This is a genomic window from Nocardia sp. NPDC059228 (assembly GCF_042754245.1).
Taxonomy (GTDB): Bacteria; Actinomycetota; Actinomycetes; order Mycobacteriales; family Mycobacteriaceae; genus Nocardia.
This window is the reverse complement of record NZ_JBHZAL010000020.1, coordinates 19,695-32,845: the sequence shown is the minus strand read 5'-3', so window position 1 is coordinate 32,845 and position 13,151 is coordinate 19,695. Positions and strand designations below refer to the sequence as shown.

At 69.0% G+C, this 13,151-nt stretch carries 12 protein-coding genes; 6 read left to right on the top strand and 6 right to left on the bottom strand.

The window, feature by feature from the left end:
- Positions 1–17: 17 nt before the first annotated feature.
- The 3 genes from ACFXKA_RS26890 to ACFXKA_RS26880 form a co-directional block, all read right to left on the bottom strand.
- On the bottom strand, positions 18–1,043 hold the full coding sequence (locus tag ACFXKA_RS26890; RefSeq protein ID WP_379429393.1) for a polyprenyl synthetase family protein: 1,026 nt from the start codon (positions 1,041–1,043) through the stop codon (positions 18–20).
- A gap of 495 nt (positions 1,044–1,538) precedes the next feature.
- Positions 1,539–2,621: a polyprenyl synthetase family protein gene (locus tag ACFXKA_RS26885; protein ID WP_379429392.1), complete on the bottom strand. Its 1,083-nt coding sequence runs from the start codon at positions 2,619–2,621 to the stop codon at positions 1,539–1,541.
- A 498-nt stretch (positions 2,622–3,119) separates the two neighbouring features.
- Positions 3,120–3,968 carry a lysophospholipid acyltransferase family protein gene (locus tag ACFXKA_RS26880; RefSeq protein ID WP_379429391.1) on the bottom strand — a complete coding sequence of 283 codons (849 nt, stop codon included), beginning with the start codon at positions 3,966–3,968 and terminating at the stop codon, positions 3,120–3,122.
- Between the two features lie 395 nt (positions 3,969–4,363).
- Here ACFXKA_RS26880 and ACFXKA_RS26875 point away from each other — a divergent pair, with 395 nt between their 5' ends.
- Positions 4,364–4,531 (top strand): hypothetical protein, encoded by a 168-nt coding sequence (locus ACFXKA_RS26875; protein ID WP_354844805.1) that lies wholly within the window; start codon positions 4,364–4,366, stop codon positions 4,529–4,531.
- Between the two features lie 139 nt (positions 4,532–4,670).
- On the opposite strand, the gene ACFXKA_RS26870 is transcribed toward ACFXKA_RS26875, so the two are convergent.
- Positions 4,671–5,438, bottom strand: a complete 768-nt coding sequence (locus ACFXKA_RS26870) for an ABC transporter permease (protein ID WP_379429390.1) — start codon at positions 5,436–5,438, stop codon at positions 4,671–4,673.
- The gene (locus ACFXKA_RS26865) at positions 5,438–6,388 is read right to left on the bottom strand and encodes an ATP-binding cassette domain-containing protein (protein ID WP_379429389.1); all 951 of its coding nucleotides are present in this window, start codon (positions 6,386–6,388) and stop codon (positions 5,438–5,440) included. The genes ACFXKA_RS26870 and ACFXKA_RS26865 overlap by 1 nt, the downstream gene beginning before the upstream one ends.
- Positions 6,389–6,492: 104 nt before the next feature.
- On the opposite strand from ACFXKA_RS26865, the gene ACFXKA_RS26860 reads away from it, so the two are divergent.
- Positions 6,493–7,224, top strand: coding sequence for a TetR/AcrR family transcriptional regulator (locus tag ACFXKA_RS26860; RefSeq protein ID WP_379429388.1), 732 nt, complete (start codon positions 6,493–6,495; stop codon positions 7,222–7,224).
- A gap of 215 nt (positions 7,225–7,439) precedes the next feature.
- The gene (locus tag ACFXKA_RS26855; protein ID WP_379429387.1) at positions 7,440–7,721 is read left to right on the top strand and encodes a hypothetical protein; all 282 of its coding nucleotides are present in this window, start codon (positions 7,440–7,442) and stop codon (positions 7,719–7,721) included.
- Here the strand turns inward: ACFXKA_RS26855 and ACFXKA_RS26850 are convergent.
- The gene (locus ACFXKA_RS26850) at positions 7,687–9,027 is read right to left on the bottom strand and encodes an MFS transporter (RefSeq protein ID WP_379429386.1); all 1,341 of its coding nucleotides are present in this window, start codon (positions 9,025–9,027) and stop codon (positions 7,687–7,689) included. The genes ACFXKA_RS26855 and ACFXKA_RS26850 overlap by 35 nt on opposite strands.
- A gap of 113 nt (positions 9,028–9,140) precedes the next feature.
- Between ACFXKA_RS26850 and ACFXKA_RS26845 the strand changes: the two genes are divergently transcribed.
- The 3 genes from ACFXKA_RS26845 (at position 9,141) to ACFXKA_RS26835 (ending at position 13,130) form a co-directional block, all read left to right on the top strand.
- The gene (locus ACFXKA_RS26845) at positions 9,141–10,046 is read left to right on the top strand and encodes a LysR family transcriptional regulator (protein ID WP_379429385.1); all 906 of its coding nucleotides are present in this window, start codon (positions 9,141–9,143) and stop codon (positions 10,044–10,046) included.
- Positions 10,047–10,111: 65 nt separating this feature from the next.
- A complete protein-coding gene (locus tag ACFXKA_RS26840) occupies positions 10,112–11,377 on the top strand; it encodes a hypothetical protein (protein ID WP_379429384.1) in 1,266 nt (421 codons plus the stop codon).
- An 856-nt stretch (positions 11,378–12,233) separates the two neighbouring features.
- Entirely contained in the window at positions 12,234–13,130 is an 897-nt protein-coding gene (locus ACFXKA_RS26835; RefSeq protein ID WP_354844892.1) for a ParA family protein, read from the top strand.
- The last annotated feature ends 21 nt before the right edge of the window (positions 13,131–13,151 follow it).

Genomic DNA, 13,151 nt, shown 5'->3' with positions numbered 1-13,151 from the left:
TCACGACCTCTCCTTCGTCACTTGTTCCGATGGTCGACGAGCTCAGCGAGGGTGCGGAGATCACCGCACCCGGGCCGGTCCGGCAGTGCGGCCACCGCCGCGCGCATGCGCTGCTGCGCCAGTCGTTCGGCGCCGTGCCGACCGCCCGCCTGTTCGACGAGCGTTGCGGCTCTGCCGATCTCGTCGGCCGAGAGCGGAGTGGTTGTATCGAAGAACCGGTTCAGCGCCCGCCCTGCGTCGGTACCGGACTCCAGCGCCAGGACGATCGGCAGTGATCGTTTGCGCCGGGCCAGATCCCCGGCGGGCTTGCCGCTGTGCGCGGGATCGCCCCAGATGCCGAGGATGTCGTCGCTCGCCTGGAACGCCACCCCGAGGTTCCGCCCGAAATGCTCGAAAACGGTGACGGTTTCGGCATTCGCGCCCGCGCTCAGCGCGCCGAGCGCGCACGAGCAGCCGAGCAGCGCGCCGGTCTTGCCCATCGCCATTCGCTCCCACCCGGCGGCGGTGGCCTGGGCGGCCCCGGCGTGGCAGTCCTCGTGCTGGCCGCGGCACATCTCGGTGACCGTGGTCGCGAGCCGGTCGATGGCGGCGACGGCAACGGCCGGGGGCAGCACCGCCGCAAGGACATTCACCGCCAGCGCGTGCAGGGCGTCGCCGAGCAGCACGGCGTCCGGGACGCCCCAGACCTTCCAGACGGTGGGGCGGCCGTGGCGCACCGCGTCGAGATCCATGACGTCGTCGTGGAGCAGGGTGAAATTGTGGATCAGCTCGACCGCGGCGGCCGCGCCGGCGGCCTCGGCGGGGACGCCGTCGCAGGCGAGGGCGGCGGAGGTGACCAGTGCGGGCCGGAGCATCTTGCCGGACGCGCCGCGGGTGGCGGCGCCGTGCTCGTCGCACCAGCCGAAGTGGTACCCGGCCATACGCTGGATGGGTTGCGGCAGGGACAGCACCGCCTCGCGCAGCACCGGTTCGAGCACGGTACGGGCGCGAGCCAGAATCTCGGCGGGGCGGTGCACGGGGGGAACGAAGGCGGTCACGGTCATGGAGACGCTTCTTTCGGTGCGCGAAGGGAATTCGGCTCACACGGTCGGCGTGGGCGTGACAATTCATCGAGGACGCCGACCGATCCTGAAGTTCGGCCGCACGCTCGAGAACAACCACCAGATTCTGTAGATCGCCGTCGAATTCGACCTCCTCGCATACGAGCCCGGGTCCGCGTCGTATCGGTGCCGGATGGGCTTGAACTCACAGCAGCCGGCAGCCGTGTCCGGTCAGCTCCCCTCCGCTCCAGATCTGTTGTCCCTGTTGTTGTTCCATCAGTACATGTCCTGTGCCCACCGGCATCGTCCGGATGGGAATTCAGGCATGCGAAGATGGCAGTAGCAATTGGGAAGCTGAAAAGGCTGCATACTCGGCCCCAGGTGCTGAAATGGGAATCCGTGCGCGACAGGCGATTACGAAGCTGCGATATTCTGCGACCGATCGGGCTCCCGAAATTCGGGGCACTGCGGGTACGCTGACATTATCGAATTCTACCCTCAGCCTTCGGTATTGGTGAGGTGTTCGGCGAGTGCGCGCAATACCTGCCGGGCCGGCGCGGGTACATGCATATCGTCAACCGCGTTCAAGGCCTGCTCGCGGCGCAAGGCGACCATCTGCTCGATCTCCTCGCGCGCGCCCACCTCGGTCATGATGTCCCGGCACAGCGTGGCCCCGCGCACGTCCAAGCCCGGATTGCCCAGTAGCGCACGCAATTCCACGGCGGTGCCGCCCACCGCCCGGCCCAGTGCGGAGGCGACCAGCGCGGTGTGCCGGCCGTCGCGCAAATCCTCGAGCCGGGAATCGGTACCGGCCCGGTCGCCGAAGACCCGGTGCAGGTCCTCGGTCAGATGCACGGCCTCCCCCAGCGCGCGAGCGTAGACCGACAGTGCCGCCTGGGTATTCTCGTCGGCCCCGGCAAGGCGGGCACCCAGCTGCAGCGGCCGTTCGCAGGTGTAGCCGACGGTCTTGTAGCGCACGATCTCCAGGGCGCGTTCCAGGTCGGCGACCGGATCACCGGCCGCGCGCACCTCCAGGTACTGCCCGTAGACGACCTCCATGCGCATGGCCGACATGGCCGCGCCGGCGGCCGCGCGCTGACGGGCGCTCAGATGTGCCGAGCACAGCAGCTCGTCCGACCAGGCCAGGGCCAGATCGCCGAGCAGAACCGCGGCCTGCCGGCCGAAGCGCTCCCGATCCGGCTTGTGCGCGAAGCGGTCCGCCATGGCGCAGGACATGGTGGGGAAGCCGCGCCGGGTGAGCCGGCGTTCGATGACATCGCGGTGGATGAGCACTGCGGCGTGCTGCAACTCCAGTGCCGCGGCCACCCGCACGACGGCCGTGGGCAGCCGATCGCTGCCACCGGCCGCGAACCAGCCGAGCACGCACAGCAGCGGGCAAATCCGCTTGCCGCCGCGGCAAACGAACGAGTGCAGGGCATCCACCAGGTCGGTCGGTAGCCGCTCGCGGTCCGCTACCCGCGCCTTCTCGGACAGGAAGCTCTCGAGGACGGCGTCCACCCGGTCGCGTACCCCGGTCATGTCGTGGGGAACGGTCCATTCGGCGCACACGGGCTCGACCATGTCGACACACCTCTCCTGGCATCGGATTTCGATCGCGGGACGCGGGGCCGGGCGGTCTCGGAATGAGCAGCCCCCTGCTTCGCCGCGAACGACCTTGTGCCACAGGCCGCCTCGTGCCCCCGGAAATCCCCCGAAACCTGTTACCCCGACCATGTTCCGACTACTCCCTGCGCGCAATCGAATCCACGCGATGTCGCTGTGAGCTCTGTGATCAATCCATGTGGTCGAAAATGATGTACGCCAATGCGTTTCAGCGCTGCGCCAGCAGTGCGCAGACCCAATCTGGTTAGTCTTCAGCCAATGAGCGAAACGTGACCTGAACCGAGAAAAGTGTAATACGCACGATCGCCGACGGTAAAGCGTTACCGCTCAGCATCGTCGCCGACACACCCGGACGCGGGACGCGGGACGCCGGGTGCGACGTGGAGATTCGCACCCGGCATCCGGCTCTGGCCCATACGATGAAATCCGCTGTCCCCCTGGAGCAGAGCGGTCCGGCTACAGCAGATCGGCCAGGCCCTTCAGCGGCCCGGGCAGTCCGGCCACATGCTTCTTGATCCCGGCGGCCACCGGGTTCGGCGTCTCGGCACGCAGCCGGTCCAGCTCGGTCTGCATGGTCCGGACGGACCGGGTGTAGTACTCGTCGACCAGGTCGGCGTCCTCCGGATCGCCCGGCTCGACCGACCAGTCCAGTGCGGGCAGGAAGCTGACGGTCACCGAGGCGGGCAGCGGCACCTGCGGCAGAATCGGCGCGACACCGAACGGCAGTCCGAGGGTGTACGGAAACACCTTGGCGCGCACGAGCTTGTCAAGCTGCAGTAGCCGCGCGGTGCGCTCACCGCGGCTGAGCACGAAGATGGAGTCGTGGCCGCCATTGGCGACCGCGGGGATCACCGGGACACCCATTTCGAGGGCGAGCCGCACGAAGCCCTTGCGCTCGGCGAAGTCGATCTTGCCGCGATCGGTCCACGGGCGGCACGCCTCCCAGTCGCCGCCGGGATACACCATGACCGCGCCACCGTCCTTGAGCCCCTTGGCCGCCGACTCGCGCGAGGCCGCGATGACGCCGAACTGGCGCAGGCTGTCGCCGAGAATCGGTGCGCGCAAAAGGATATCGTGCGCGACGCCGTAGCTGGGCTCGTCCGGGCGGCGTTCCAGCATGGCCATGAAGGTGATCCACACCTCGGGGGCCCAGTAGATGGACGAGTGGTTGCCGATGACCAGGGCCGGGCCGGACGCGGGCAGATTCTCCAGCCCGGTGACCGTCGGGGTGAAGTAGTCGGTGTAGGCCCGCGCCAGGGACAGCAGCGGGTGGTTCGGGTCGGGAATTACCTTGGTTTCGGTCATGAGCCATTCCTGTCGGTTGCCATGCCGGGGACGGGCGGCACGCAACGACGCCCACGTCGTCGAACAACGTCGAGCCGAATTGAATTGCCCCCGGGTCACATCCCCATTGATAGCTCCGACGGCCGCGCATGCGCGGTCCGGTTCAGCGTACGGACGTCGCTGCGTTGCGACAGATGCCCGTCACCGTCCTCCTGCCCCACCGACGTTATCAAACCCAAGCGTTTGCTTGGTATAGGGTGTGCGAATCCCAACATTCATCCGATTCAGGACGAAATCCTTACGCGGCGGTGCTTGCCCGGCGGCGCGATCGGATCGACCATGGCGAGAGTGCCCCGGACGCGACGCTCACAGCGAGGGCGATTCGGGTCACGGCGATTCGGAAGGATGTGCCGATCATGGTGACGATAGCTGGCCCGGCCGGCTACCTGGGGGCGATCCTGCTGGCCACGGGCTCGGTACCGGACCAGGTTCCGGACTACAGCCGCACCGAGATCTGGATCGGCTCGGCCATCCTGCTGCTCACCCTGGTGGCAGTGCTGGTCGCGGTGCTGCGCCGGCGTTGAGCGGCGCGCGTGATCCCGGGTGCCCGGCAGACCGAGCCGGGCACCGAGATCCTCGGTGCCCGGCTTTTTCGTTCCGCTAAGTCGGAATTGGACATACAGAACTTTCATGCCAAGATGCGCATATCGGCGTATACATATCTCAGTGTGCCCGCCGGCGACGGAACAATGCGCCCGCGCCCAGATAGCCGATCAGGGCGATGCCCGCACACCAGGCCAGGGCGGTCGGCGCGGAGTCCCCCACCCGGGTATCCATCAGCAGCCCGCGCACCGTCTCGGCGATCGAGGTGACCGGCTGATGCTGGGCGAAGCCGCGCAGCCAGCTCGGCAGCGTGTGGGTCGGCACGAACGCGCTGCTGACGTACGGCAGGAACATGAAGATGAACATGAAGCCGTTGGCCGCTTCGGGATTGGAGGCCAGCAGGCCCAGGGCGGCGGCCGCCCAGGACAGCGCCAGCACGAAGCACGCCAGCATGCCGGCCACCGCGAGCCAGCGCAGCGGGTCCGCGGTCGGCCGGAAGCCGAGCGCCACCGCAACCAGCACCACCACCCCGGTGGTGAGCAGATTGCGCAGCACGCTCTCCAGCACGTGCCCGGCCAGGACCGCGCTGCGGGAGACCGCCATGGCCCGGAACCGGTCCACGATGCCGCTGTGCAGGTCGGTGGCCACCGCCACGGCCGTGGCGCCCGATCCGAAACCCGCGCACAGCAGCAGGATTCCGGGCACCACGTAGTCGATGTAGGAGCCGCCGACATTCATCGCGCCGCCGAAGACGTAGACGAACATCAGCAGGATGGTCACCGGCACCGCGATGGTCATGATCATGGTGTCCGGACTGCGCAGGGTGTGGCGCAGATTGCGCCCGACCATGGCGGCGGAGTCCTGGACCGACTGCACGAGAGTGCCCATCACGCAGCGCCTTTTACGGTGGCGCCGGTCAGCGCGAAGAAGACATCGTCGAGATCCGGTGTGTGGATGGCCAATTCGCCGATGGCCACGGCATGGTCGTCGAGATGATCGAGCAGCTTGCGGATATCGCCGACGCTGCCGTCCGAGGGCACCCGCAGCGCCAGCTGCTCGGTATCCGGCTCGGCCCCGGGCAGGGCCCGCGCGGCTGCCGCCAGGCCGTGCTCGTCGGCGAAGCCGAGTCGCAGGTGGCCGCCCGGCGCCAGCCGTTTCAGCTCCGCCGCGCTGCCCTCGGCGACAATGCGCCCGGCGTCGAGAACCGCTATGCGGTCGGCCAATTGGTCGGCCTCCTCCAGGTACTGGGTGGTGAGGAAGATGGTCACGCCGTCGGCGACCAGACCCCGGATCACCCGCCACAGCTCGCGGCGGCTGCGCGGATCCAGGCCGGTGGTGGGCTCGTCGAGGAACACGATGCGCGGCCGCCCCATCAGGCTCATGGCGATGTCGAGGCGGCGGCGCATACCGCCGGAATAGGACCCCGCGCGCTTGCCCGCGGCATCGGTGAGGTCGAACTGCTCCAGCAATCGTGCCGTGCGCCTGCCGGTTTCGCCGGAACCCAGATGCAGTAACCGCCCCATGAGGCGCAGATTCTCGGCGCCGGTGAGGATCTCGTCCACGGCCGCGAACTGCCCGGTGACGCCGATGGCCGCGCGCACCGCGTCCGGCTCGCGCACCGGATCGTGGCCGCCCACCCGCACCTGTCCCCCATCGGGCCGGTTCAGCGTGGTGAGGATGCGCACCACGGTGGTCTTGCCCGCGCCGTTCGGGCCGAGCAGGGCGAACACCGTGCCGGCGGGCACGGTCACATCGATGCCGCGCAGCACGGGCTGATCACCGAAGGATTTGGTGAGGCCGGTGACCGCGATGGCGGGTTCGAGTCTGGATGTGGTCATGGAGGGACTCCGATCAGAAACTGTTTATGTCGTACACTTTGTTTATAGGCTACACAGTTTCCGGGATGGCGCAAGATGGAGGCGGAACGACGACAGGAGGTCAGATGAAGGGGCCCGACGAACGAGTCCTGCCCAAGGCGGTGAAGCTGCTGTGGGATCTGGACGACGCGGGCAGCCGTGGACCCAAGCGCGGGCTGAGCCTCGATCAGATCCTGGACACCGCCGTGCGGGTCGCCGACGCCGAGGGCTATGCCGCGCTGTCCATGGCCCGGGTCGCCAAGGAGCTCGGGTTCACCACGATGTCGCTCTACCGGTACGTCGACAGCAAGGACACCCTCGTCGAGCTGCTGCACGACCGCATCTTCGACGTGACCCCGGACCTGCCGGCCGACGGCTGGCGCGCCGGGCTGGAAGCCTGGGCCTGGGCCGAATTCCACACCATCCGCGCCCACGACTGGTGGCTGGACATCCCCATGACCTCGCCCCCGCTGGGCCCGAACAATATGGCCTGGCTCGAGGCGGGCATGCGCGTGCTATCCGGTCTCGACCTCGCCGAACCGCTCAAACTGCAACTGCTGGTGAACCTTTCGATCTATGTCATCGGCCGCACCCGCTTCCTGCGCGACACCATCCAGCAGAACAATCAGGACCAGGACTTCACCGCCATCCTGACCGCGGTGCTCGATCCCGGGCGCTTCCCCATCGTGAGTGCCGCCCTCGCCAACCGCGCCTTCGACGCCGACGACATGCACTGGGAAGAAGCCGATTTCAGCTTCGCCCTGGATCGGCTGCTGGACGGTTACCAGGTCTTCGTCGACAGGCACACCGGAGCCTGATTCCGGTCACCGCCGGATTGCGCTGGGCGGGACCGGCACAGGCCCGTGTCGACCGTGCGTAAACATCATGCAAATGGACCCCGCTACCGCTTGACCGGCCCCGAGCCGAACCCGACCATGGCCTCATGAGGCCCGCACGGCCGGTGCGGGCGGCTCGCGTTACGACGCGATGAGAGATAGACGCATCGTCGTCCTGCTGCGAGGAGGTGAGGGGCATGGCCGTTGTCGCGTGGGCACGTTCCACCACCGCCCTCCCCACGCTGGCGGCCGGGGCCATGGTTCTCGTCCTGGCCGGGCTGGCCACTGCCTTCGTCTACCTCGCGGTGCCCGCCGTGGCCGGTCCGGCCGAACGCGCGCCCGCGCCGATCGAGATCCACACCGATCCCCCGGCGGTACCGCCGGTGTGCACCGAGGTCACCGAGGACAGCCCGAATCCGGCGTGCGCGGACACCGATACCGACATCAGTGCCGACCCCGCGCCGGCCGGCCGGCCGTGACCAGCGAGATCAGCAGCAGCGCCGCGATCACGAAAAGCGCTGCCACACAGGCCACCAGCCCGGCCCAGCCGCCGGCCGCGTAAGCGATCCCGGCCGCGCTGCCGACCACCGCGCTGCCCAGGTAGTACGCGAACATGTAGAGAGACGATGCCGCGCCGCGATTTTCGGCCAGCGTGCCCACCCACGCGCTGGCCGTGGTGTGCGCGGCGAAGAACCCGGTGGTGAACAGCAGGATGCCGATCAGCACCGTGGTCAGGTGATCGGGGATGGTGATCAGCGCACCGAGGGCCATCAATGTCACCGCGGCGGCGAGGACCCGTGCATGGCCGCGACGATCGGCGAGCCTGCCGGTGTACGCCGATGCGACCGTCCCGGCGAGGTACAGCACGAACACCGATCCGGCCAGGGCCGCGGGCAATTCGAAGGGACGATGGGTCAGGCGGTAGCCCAGGAAGTTGTAGACCGACACGAAGCTGCCCATCAGCAGGAAGGCCAGACCGAAGAGCGCGATCAGGCCGCGATGCCGCAGCTGCGCCGTGAGATCGCCGATCATGGTGCCGAAACCGGCCGGGCGCGCGGCGAATCCGCGCGAGGGCGGCAGGGTGCACGCGAACCAGACCGTGCACGCCGCGGCGGCCAGCGAAACCGCCAGCTCCGCCCAGCGCCACGAGGTCAGCCCGAGGGCGAGCGAGGGAATCAACCGGCCCGCCAGCCCCCCGATGGTGGTCCCGGCGATATAGACGCCCATGGCCGCGCCGAGTCCGGCCGCCCCGATCTCCTCGGCCAGATACGCCATGGCCACCGCGGGCACGCCCGCCAGCGAAACGCCCTGTACGGCCCGCACCGCCAGCAGGGTGTCGAGGGTCGGGCACAGCGGCAGCAGCAGACCCAGCGCCGAAGCCACCACCGCCGATCCGATCATCACCCGGGTGCGGCCGATCCGCGCCGACAGCGCACCTGCCGGAATGATGGCCAGCGCAAGAAAACCCGTGGTCAGTGAGACGGCGAGGGCCGCGTGCGCGGGCGGGACCGCGAAGGCGGCCGACAGGCTCGGCAGCAGCGACTGGGTGGAGTACATGGCCGCGAACGTGGTCAGCCCGGCTGCGAAAAGGGCTGCGGTGACCCGCTTCTCGTGTGCGTGCGTCGGCCGGCCGGGTCCGGCGGTACCGGTCGGCCCCGGCGTGGCCGCGCTGGTCGGCTCCTGCGTGGCCGCGCTGGTCGGCTCCTGCGCTGCCGTCGGTTGCGATGTCGCCGTACCGGTCGGCCCTGACGCGGCGGTGCTGGTGGTCCCTTGCACGGTAGTCATCGGATCCTCTCGGTACGGGGGTGCGGGATCCAGGGTGCGACGCTGGCACTTAGAACGGAAATGCATGATTATGGAAGTACTCATGCTCTGCCGACATATAGGGAGGAGGCGGCGTGCTCGGCTCGGATCTGGAGTGGTTCACGACACTCGCCGAAACGGAGAATGTCAGCGCGGCCGCCGACCGGCTGCACCTGGCGCAGCCCACGCTGTCGCGCATGCTCGCCCGGCTCGAGCAGCGGCTCGGCACTCCGTTGTTCGACCGGCACGGCAAGCGCATCCGGCTCAACGAGTACGGCCGCCTCTACTACGAGCACGCCCGCCGCGCCCGCGCTGAACTGCACGCCGGGGAGCAGGCCGTCGCCGACCGCATCAATCCGGCCAAGGGAGTGGTCCGGCTGTCGTTCCTGCATTCCTTCGGCGGCCGGCTGGCCCCGCAGCTGATCGGCGAATTCCGGCGCGGCTCGGGGCGGGTCGGCTTCACGCTGTATCAGGGCGCGGCCGAGGTCATCACCCGGCAGGTGCTCGACGGCGAGGCCGATCTGGCGCTGGTGTCGCCGCGGCCCGGTGAGCCCGGCATCGGGTGGCGCACCCTGCTGAATCAGCCGCTGGTCCTGGCGGTTCCGGCCGACCACCGCCTGGCCGCCCCGTCCGGCAAGAGCGGGCAGCGGCCGATCCGGCTGGCCGAGCTGGCCGACGCCGAATTCATCACCATGCATCCGGGATTCGGCATGCGGCGGATCTTCGACGAACTGTGCGCGGCGGCCGGAATCCGGCCGCGCATCGTCTTCGAGTCCAGCGATCTGGTGACGGTCTCCGGGCTGGTGGCGGCCGGGCTCGGCGTCGCGCTGGTGCCCGCCGAGGAACCGATGCCGCCGGGGCTGGCCGTCGTCCCGCTCGCCGACGCGGGCGCGTCCCGCGATGTCGGATTGATCTGGTCGGCGACCGCCACGCCGTCGGAGGCGGTGCGGCGGTTCCGCGATTTCGCCGCCGACTGGGCGGCCCGCCGTCACCCCCGGTGAATGCGCGCGCTGTTACGGTGACTGGACGGTAACTGACCTGTTGCTTCAGACCTTGGGAGCCGCCCGTGCAGCGGTATCGCGCGGCCCTCGACACGGTGGGCGCGTGCGCGGCCGCCGCGATCGCGGGCCTGGCCCTCATCGTGCCCGTCGACACCGGGTGCGCCGCCGGCTCGTCGGCGCTGCAGATGACGCTGCTGAGCGTCACCGTGCCCCGGGCCACGGCCGCGGGCGTGATCGTCGCGGTGCTGGCCGCGGTCTGCGTGCGCATGTTCGGCTCTCGCGCCGCCTGGGGCACCGCCGCGGTCGCGACACTGATTCTGGTCACCGACCACCTGGTGCCCACCCCCTCCGTGACCATGGCCACCGCCAACTTCGTCGATTCGATCGCGGCGGGGGTGCTGCTCGGCGCGGCGGGCGCGGCGGCGCTCGAATACCGGCCGCCCGCAATCGGATACCTGCTCGGGGGGCTCATCGGCGTCACGGTGGGCGACCACATCGAGAAAATCTCGGCCGAGCACGGAACCCTGTCGCTGCTCGAACGCGCCTTCGTGGATCTGCCGCCGGTCTGGGTCACCGTACCGACAATGGGATTGCTGGCCGTGTGCTGTGTCCTGTGCCCGCGCGCGGGAGAGGCGTTCTACCCCACCGCGTTGAACCTGCCGTTCGCGCCCGTGCTCGCCGCGGCCGTGGTGGTCACCACCGTCGACATGGTGTCGGAGCGGCTCACCACGGCGACGAGCGGCACCGCGGTCATCGTGGCCGGAACGCTCGCGGTGCTCGCGGCGGCGGTGATCGCCGCGCTGCTGCTGCCGGAACGCGACGGCACCCTCACCCTGCTCGCGGTGGCGCTCGCCGCGACGGGCAGCGCGATCGCCATCGCGGCCCAGGCGCATTGGAAGCTCGCGCCGATTCTCTCGGTCTTGGCGATCGGCCTGGCGACGGGCCTGCGGCGCGCGGCGCCGGTCGTCGCCGCGGTCGCGATCGTCGCCCTCGGGGTGTTCGCGCTACTGGTTCCCAGCACGCGGCACGATGATTCGTGGAGCGCGCTGATCGGCAGCTGCGCCATTGCCGCGCTGGCGGGGTACAGCTTCGGCGCGGTCACCACCCGCGGCACGGCCGGGACCGTGCTGGCGATCGGCCTGCTGTTCATTCCGACCGCCGTGCTCACGCTGGAATTCCGTGGCTGCGAGGCGTTCCCGCTGCATCCCAACCGGACCGCCGAATCGGGTGACCGCGCCGCCTGGATGGCCATCGCTCTCGGGGCCGGATGCCTGGCCGCCGTCATCGCGCTGCGACGTCTGCGGCCCGAGCGGGTCGAGCAGGATCAGTAGATCCGGTACCACCGGATCAGGGGATCGCCGAGTTCGCCAGGGTGCCGGTGGCCGCCGGACTCGCGAGGGTCCGGAAGTCCGGATCGTAGCTGGCGTTCACCGCACCGATCCGAAAGAAATCGCGGGACGAGAACGTCTGGGTGACAGCCGAACCCGTCGCCCAGGCGGTGAATCACATGCCAGTTCGACTGCTTTGATCATGCTGCGGCTGTAGTCGGTCGATTGTCCGGGAGATGGTGAGGTTCACGTGAGGACCGGTGCCCATCCAAGTTCGCGATACTGGGTGCGCTGTCGGCTCGGGGGTTTGCTGGCGGTGGCCGAGGTCGTCCGGGGCGGGGGCGCGGACATCGGTGTCCGGGCGCGCTGCGGTGTCGCGATTGGCGGCTCGGGGCTTATAGTGGGCAGTTGCCGTCAGGGGTTGATGGCGGATCACGTTGCGGGGTCGAGGTGTGGGGGGCGGCGACGGGAGGCGGTTTCGCCGGGAGGGATCGGCCGAGCCGGAGGGAAATCGGGTGGGCCGGAGGGAAATCGGGTGGGCCGGATCGGACAGGATTCGGGGAAACCCCCGCTGATCTCCCGCAGTCCTGGTGCATAGGCCGTAACCTGCTGTCCCACAAGCGAAGAATGCTCCTGACCGGACACCAGTCCGACCGAGGACACCCTTACCCGCCCTGAAGTGCAGGTTTAGGGTGCGTGTCCGAGCGTTGGTCTTGCGTGAACAGGCGGTAGCGTCTAGGAGGGACCCGGTCGCACACGTGGCCGGGCGCTTCGTCCACGGCAGGTCGGTGCACGGAGCAAGGGCAGGAACGTCGAAGGAGCAGCGGACGTGACGACTACCGGTGGTGCGGGCCAGCGGATCGAAACCGCCGCGCAAACACTGTGGGAGGCACCCGATGTGGTGCACGACGGCCGGGAAGTCGGTCCGACCGGACGCCCGGTGCGCGAGATCCCCGTGCCGCTCGACGCCGACCACAGCGGACCCGCCCTCATCGTCGCCATGTGCAATCAGAAGGGCGGCGTCGGCAAGACCACCTCGACCATCAATCTCGGTGCGGCGCTGGCGGAATACGGGCGCAAGGTGCTGCTGGTCGACCTGGATCCGCAGGGCGCGCTGTCGGCGGGACTCGGTGTGGCGCACCACGATCTGGACGTCACCGTGCACAACCTGCTCGTCGGCCCCGGCAAGGTCAATGTCGACGACGTGCTGATGAACACCAAGGTCGAGGGCATGGATCTGCTGCCCAGCAATATCGACCTGTCGGCGGCGGAGATTCAGCTCGTCAACGAGGTCGGCCGGGAGCAGACGCTGGGCCGCGCCATCGCGCCGCTGCGCGACCGCTACGACTACATCCTGATCGACTGCCAGCCCTCGCTGGGCCTGCTCACCGTGAACGCCCTGGCCTGCGCCGACGGCGTCATCATTCCCATGGAGTGCGAATACTTCTCGCTGCGCGGCCTGGCCCTGCTCAACGACACCGTGGAGAAGGTGCGGGACCGGCTGAATCCGGAACTGACCCTGTACGGCATCGTGGTCACCATGTTCGATGCTCGCCTATTGCATTCACGTCAGGTGATGACGCGCGTGGTCGAGGTGTTCGGCGACCTCGTGTACGACACCGTGATCTCGCGGACCGTCCGCTTCCCCGACGCCAGTGTCGCCGGCGAGCCCATTACCACCTGGGCGCCGAAATCCGGTGGCGCGGAGGCCTATCGGGCCATGGCCCGGGAAGTCATCCAGCGGTCGGGCCGTTGAGCGATCCTCTCGATTCGTCCG

Bases quoted from the DNA above. Each gene is read 5' to 3' on its own strand.
- ACFXKA_RS26865 (WP_379429389.1), bottom strand. From the start codon at position 6,388: ATGACCACATCCAGACTCGAACCCGCCATCGCGGTCACCGGCCTCACC.
- ACFXKA_RS26875 (WP_354844805.1), top strand. From the start codon at position 4,364: ATGGTGACGATAGCTGGCCCGGCCGGCTACCTGGGGGCGATCCTGCTG.
- ACFXKA_RS26860 (WP_379429388.1), top strand. From the start codon at position 6,493: ATGAAGGGGCCCGACGAACGAGTCCTGCCCAAGGCGGTGAAGCTGCTG.
- ACFXKA_RS26880 (WP_379429391.1), bottom strand. From the start codon at position 3,968: ATGACCGAAACCAAGGTAATTCCCGACCCGAACCACCCGCTGCTGTCC.
- ACFXKA_RS26855 (WP_379429387.1), top strand. From the start codon at position 7,440: ATGGCCGTTGTCGCGTGGGCACGTTCCACCACCGCCCTCCCCACGCTG.
- ACFXKA_RS26890 (WP_379429393.1), bottom strand. From the start codon at position 1,043: ATGACCGTGACCGCCTTCGTTCCCCCCGTGCACCGCCCCGCCGAGATT.
- ACFXKA_RS26885 (WP_379429392.1), bottom strand. From the start codon at position 2,621: ATGGTCGAGCCCGTGTGCGCCGAATGGACCGTTCCCCACGACATGACC.
- ACFXKA_RS26850 (WP_379429386.1), bottom strand. From the start codon at position 9,027: ATGACTACCGTGCAAGGGACCACCAGCACCGCCGCGTCAGGGCCGACC.
- ACFXKA_RS26870 (WP_379429390.1), bottom strand. From the start codon at position 5,438: ATGGGCACTCTCGTGCAGTCGGTCCAGGACTCCGCCGCCATGGTCGGG.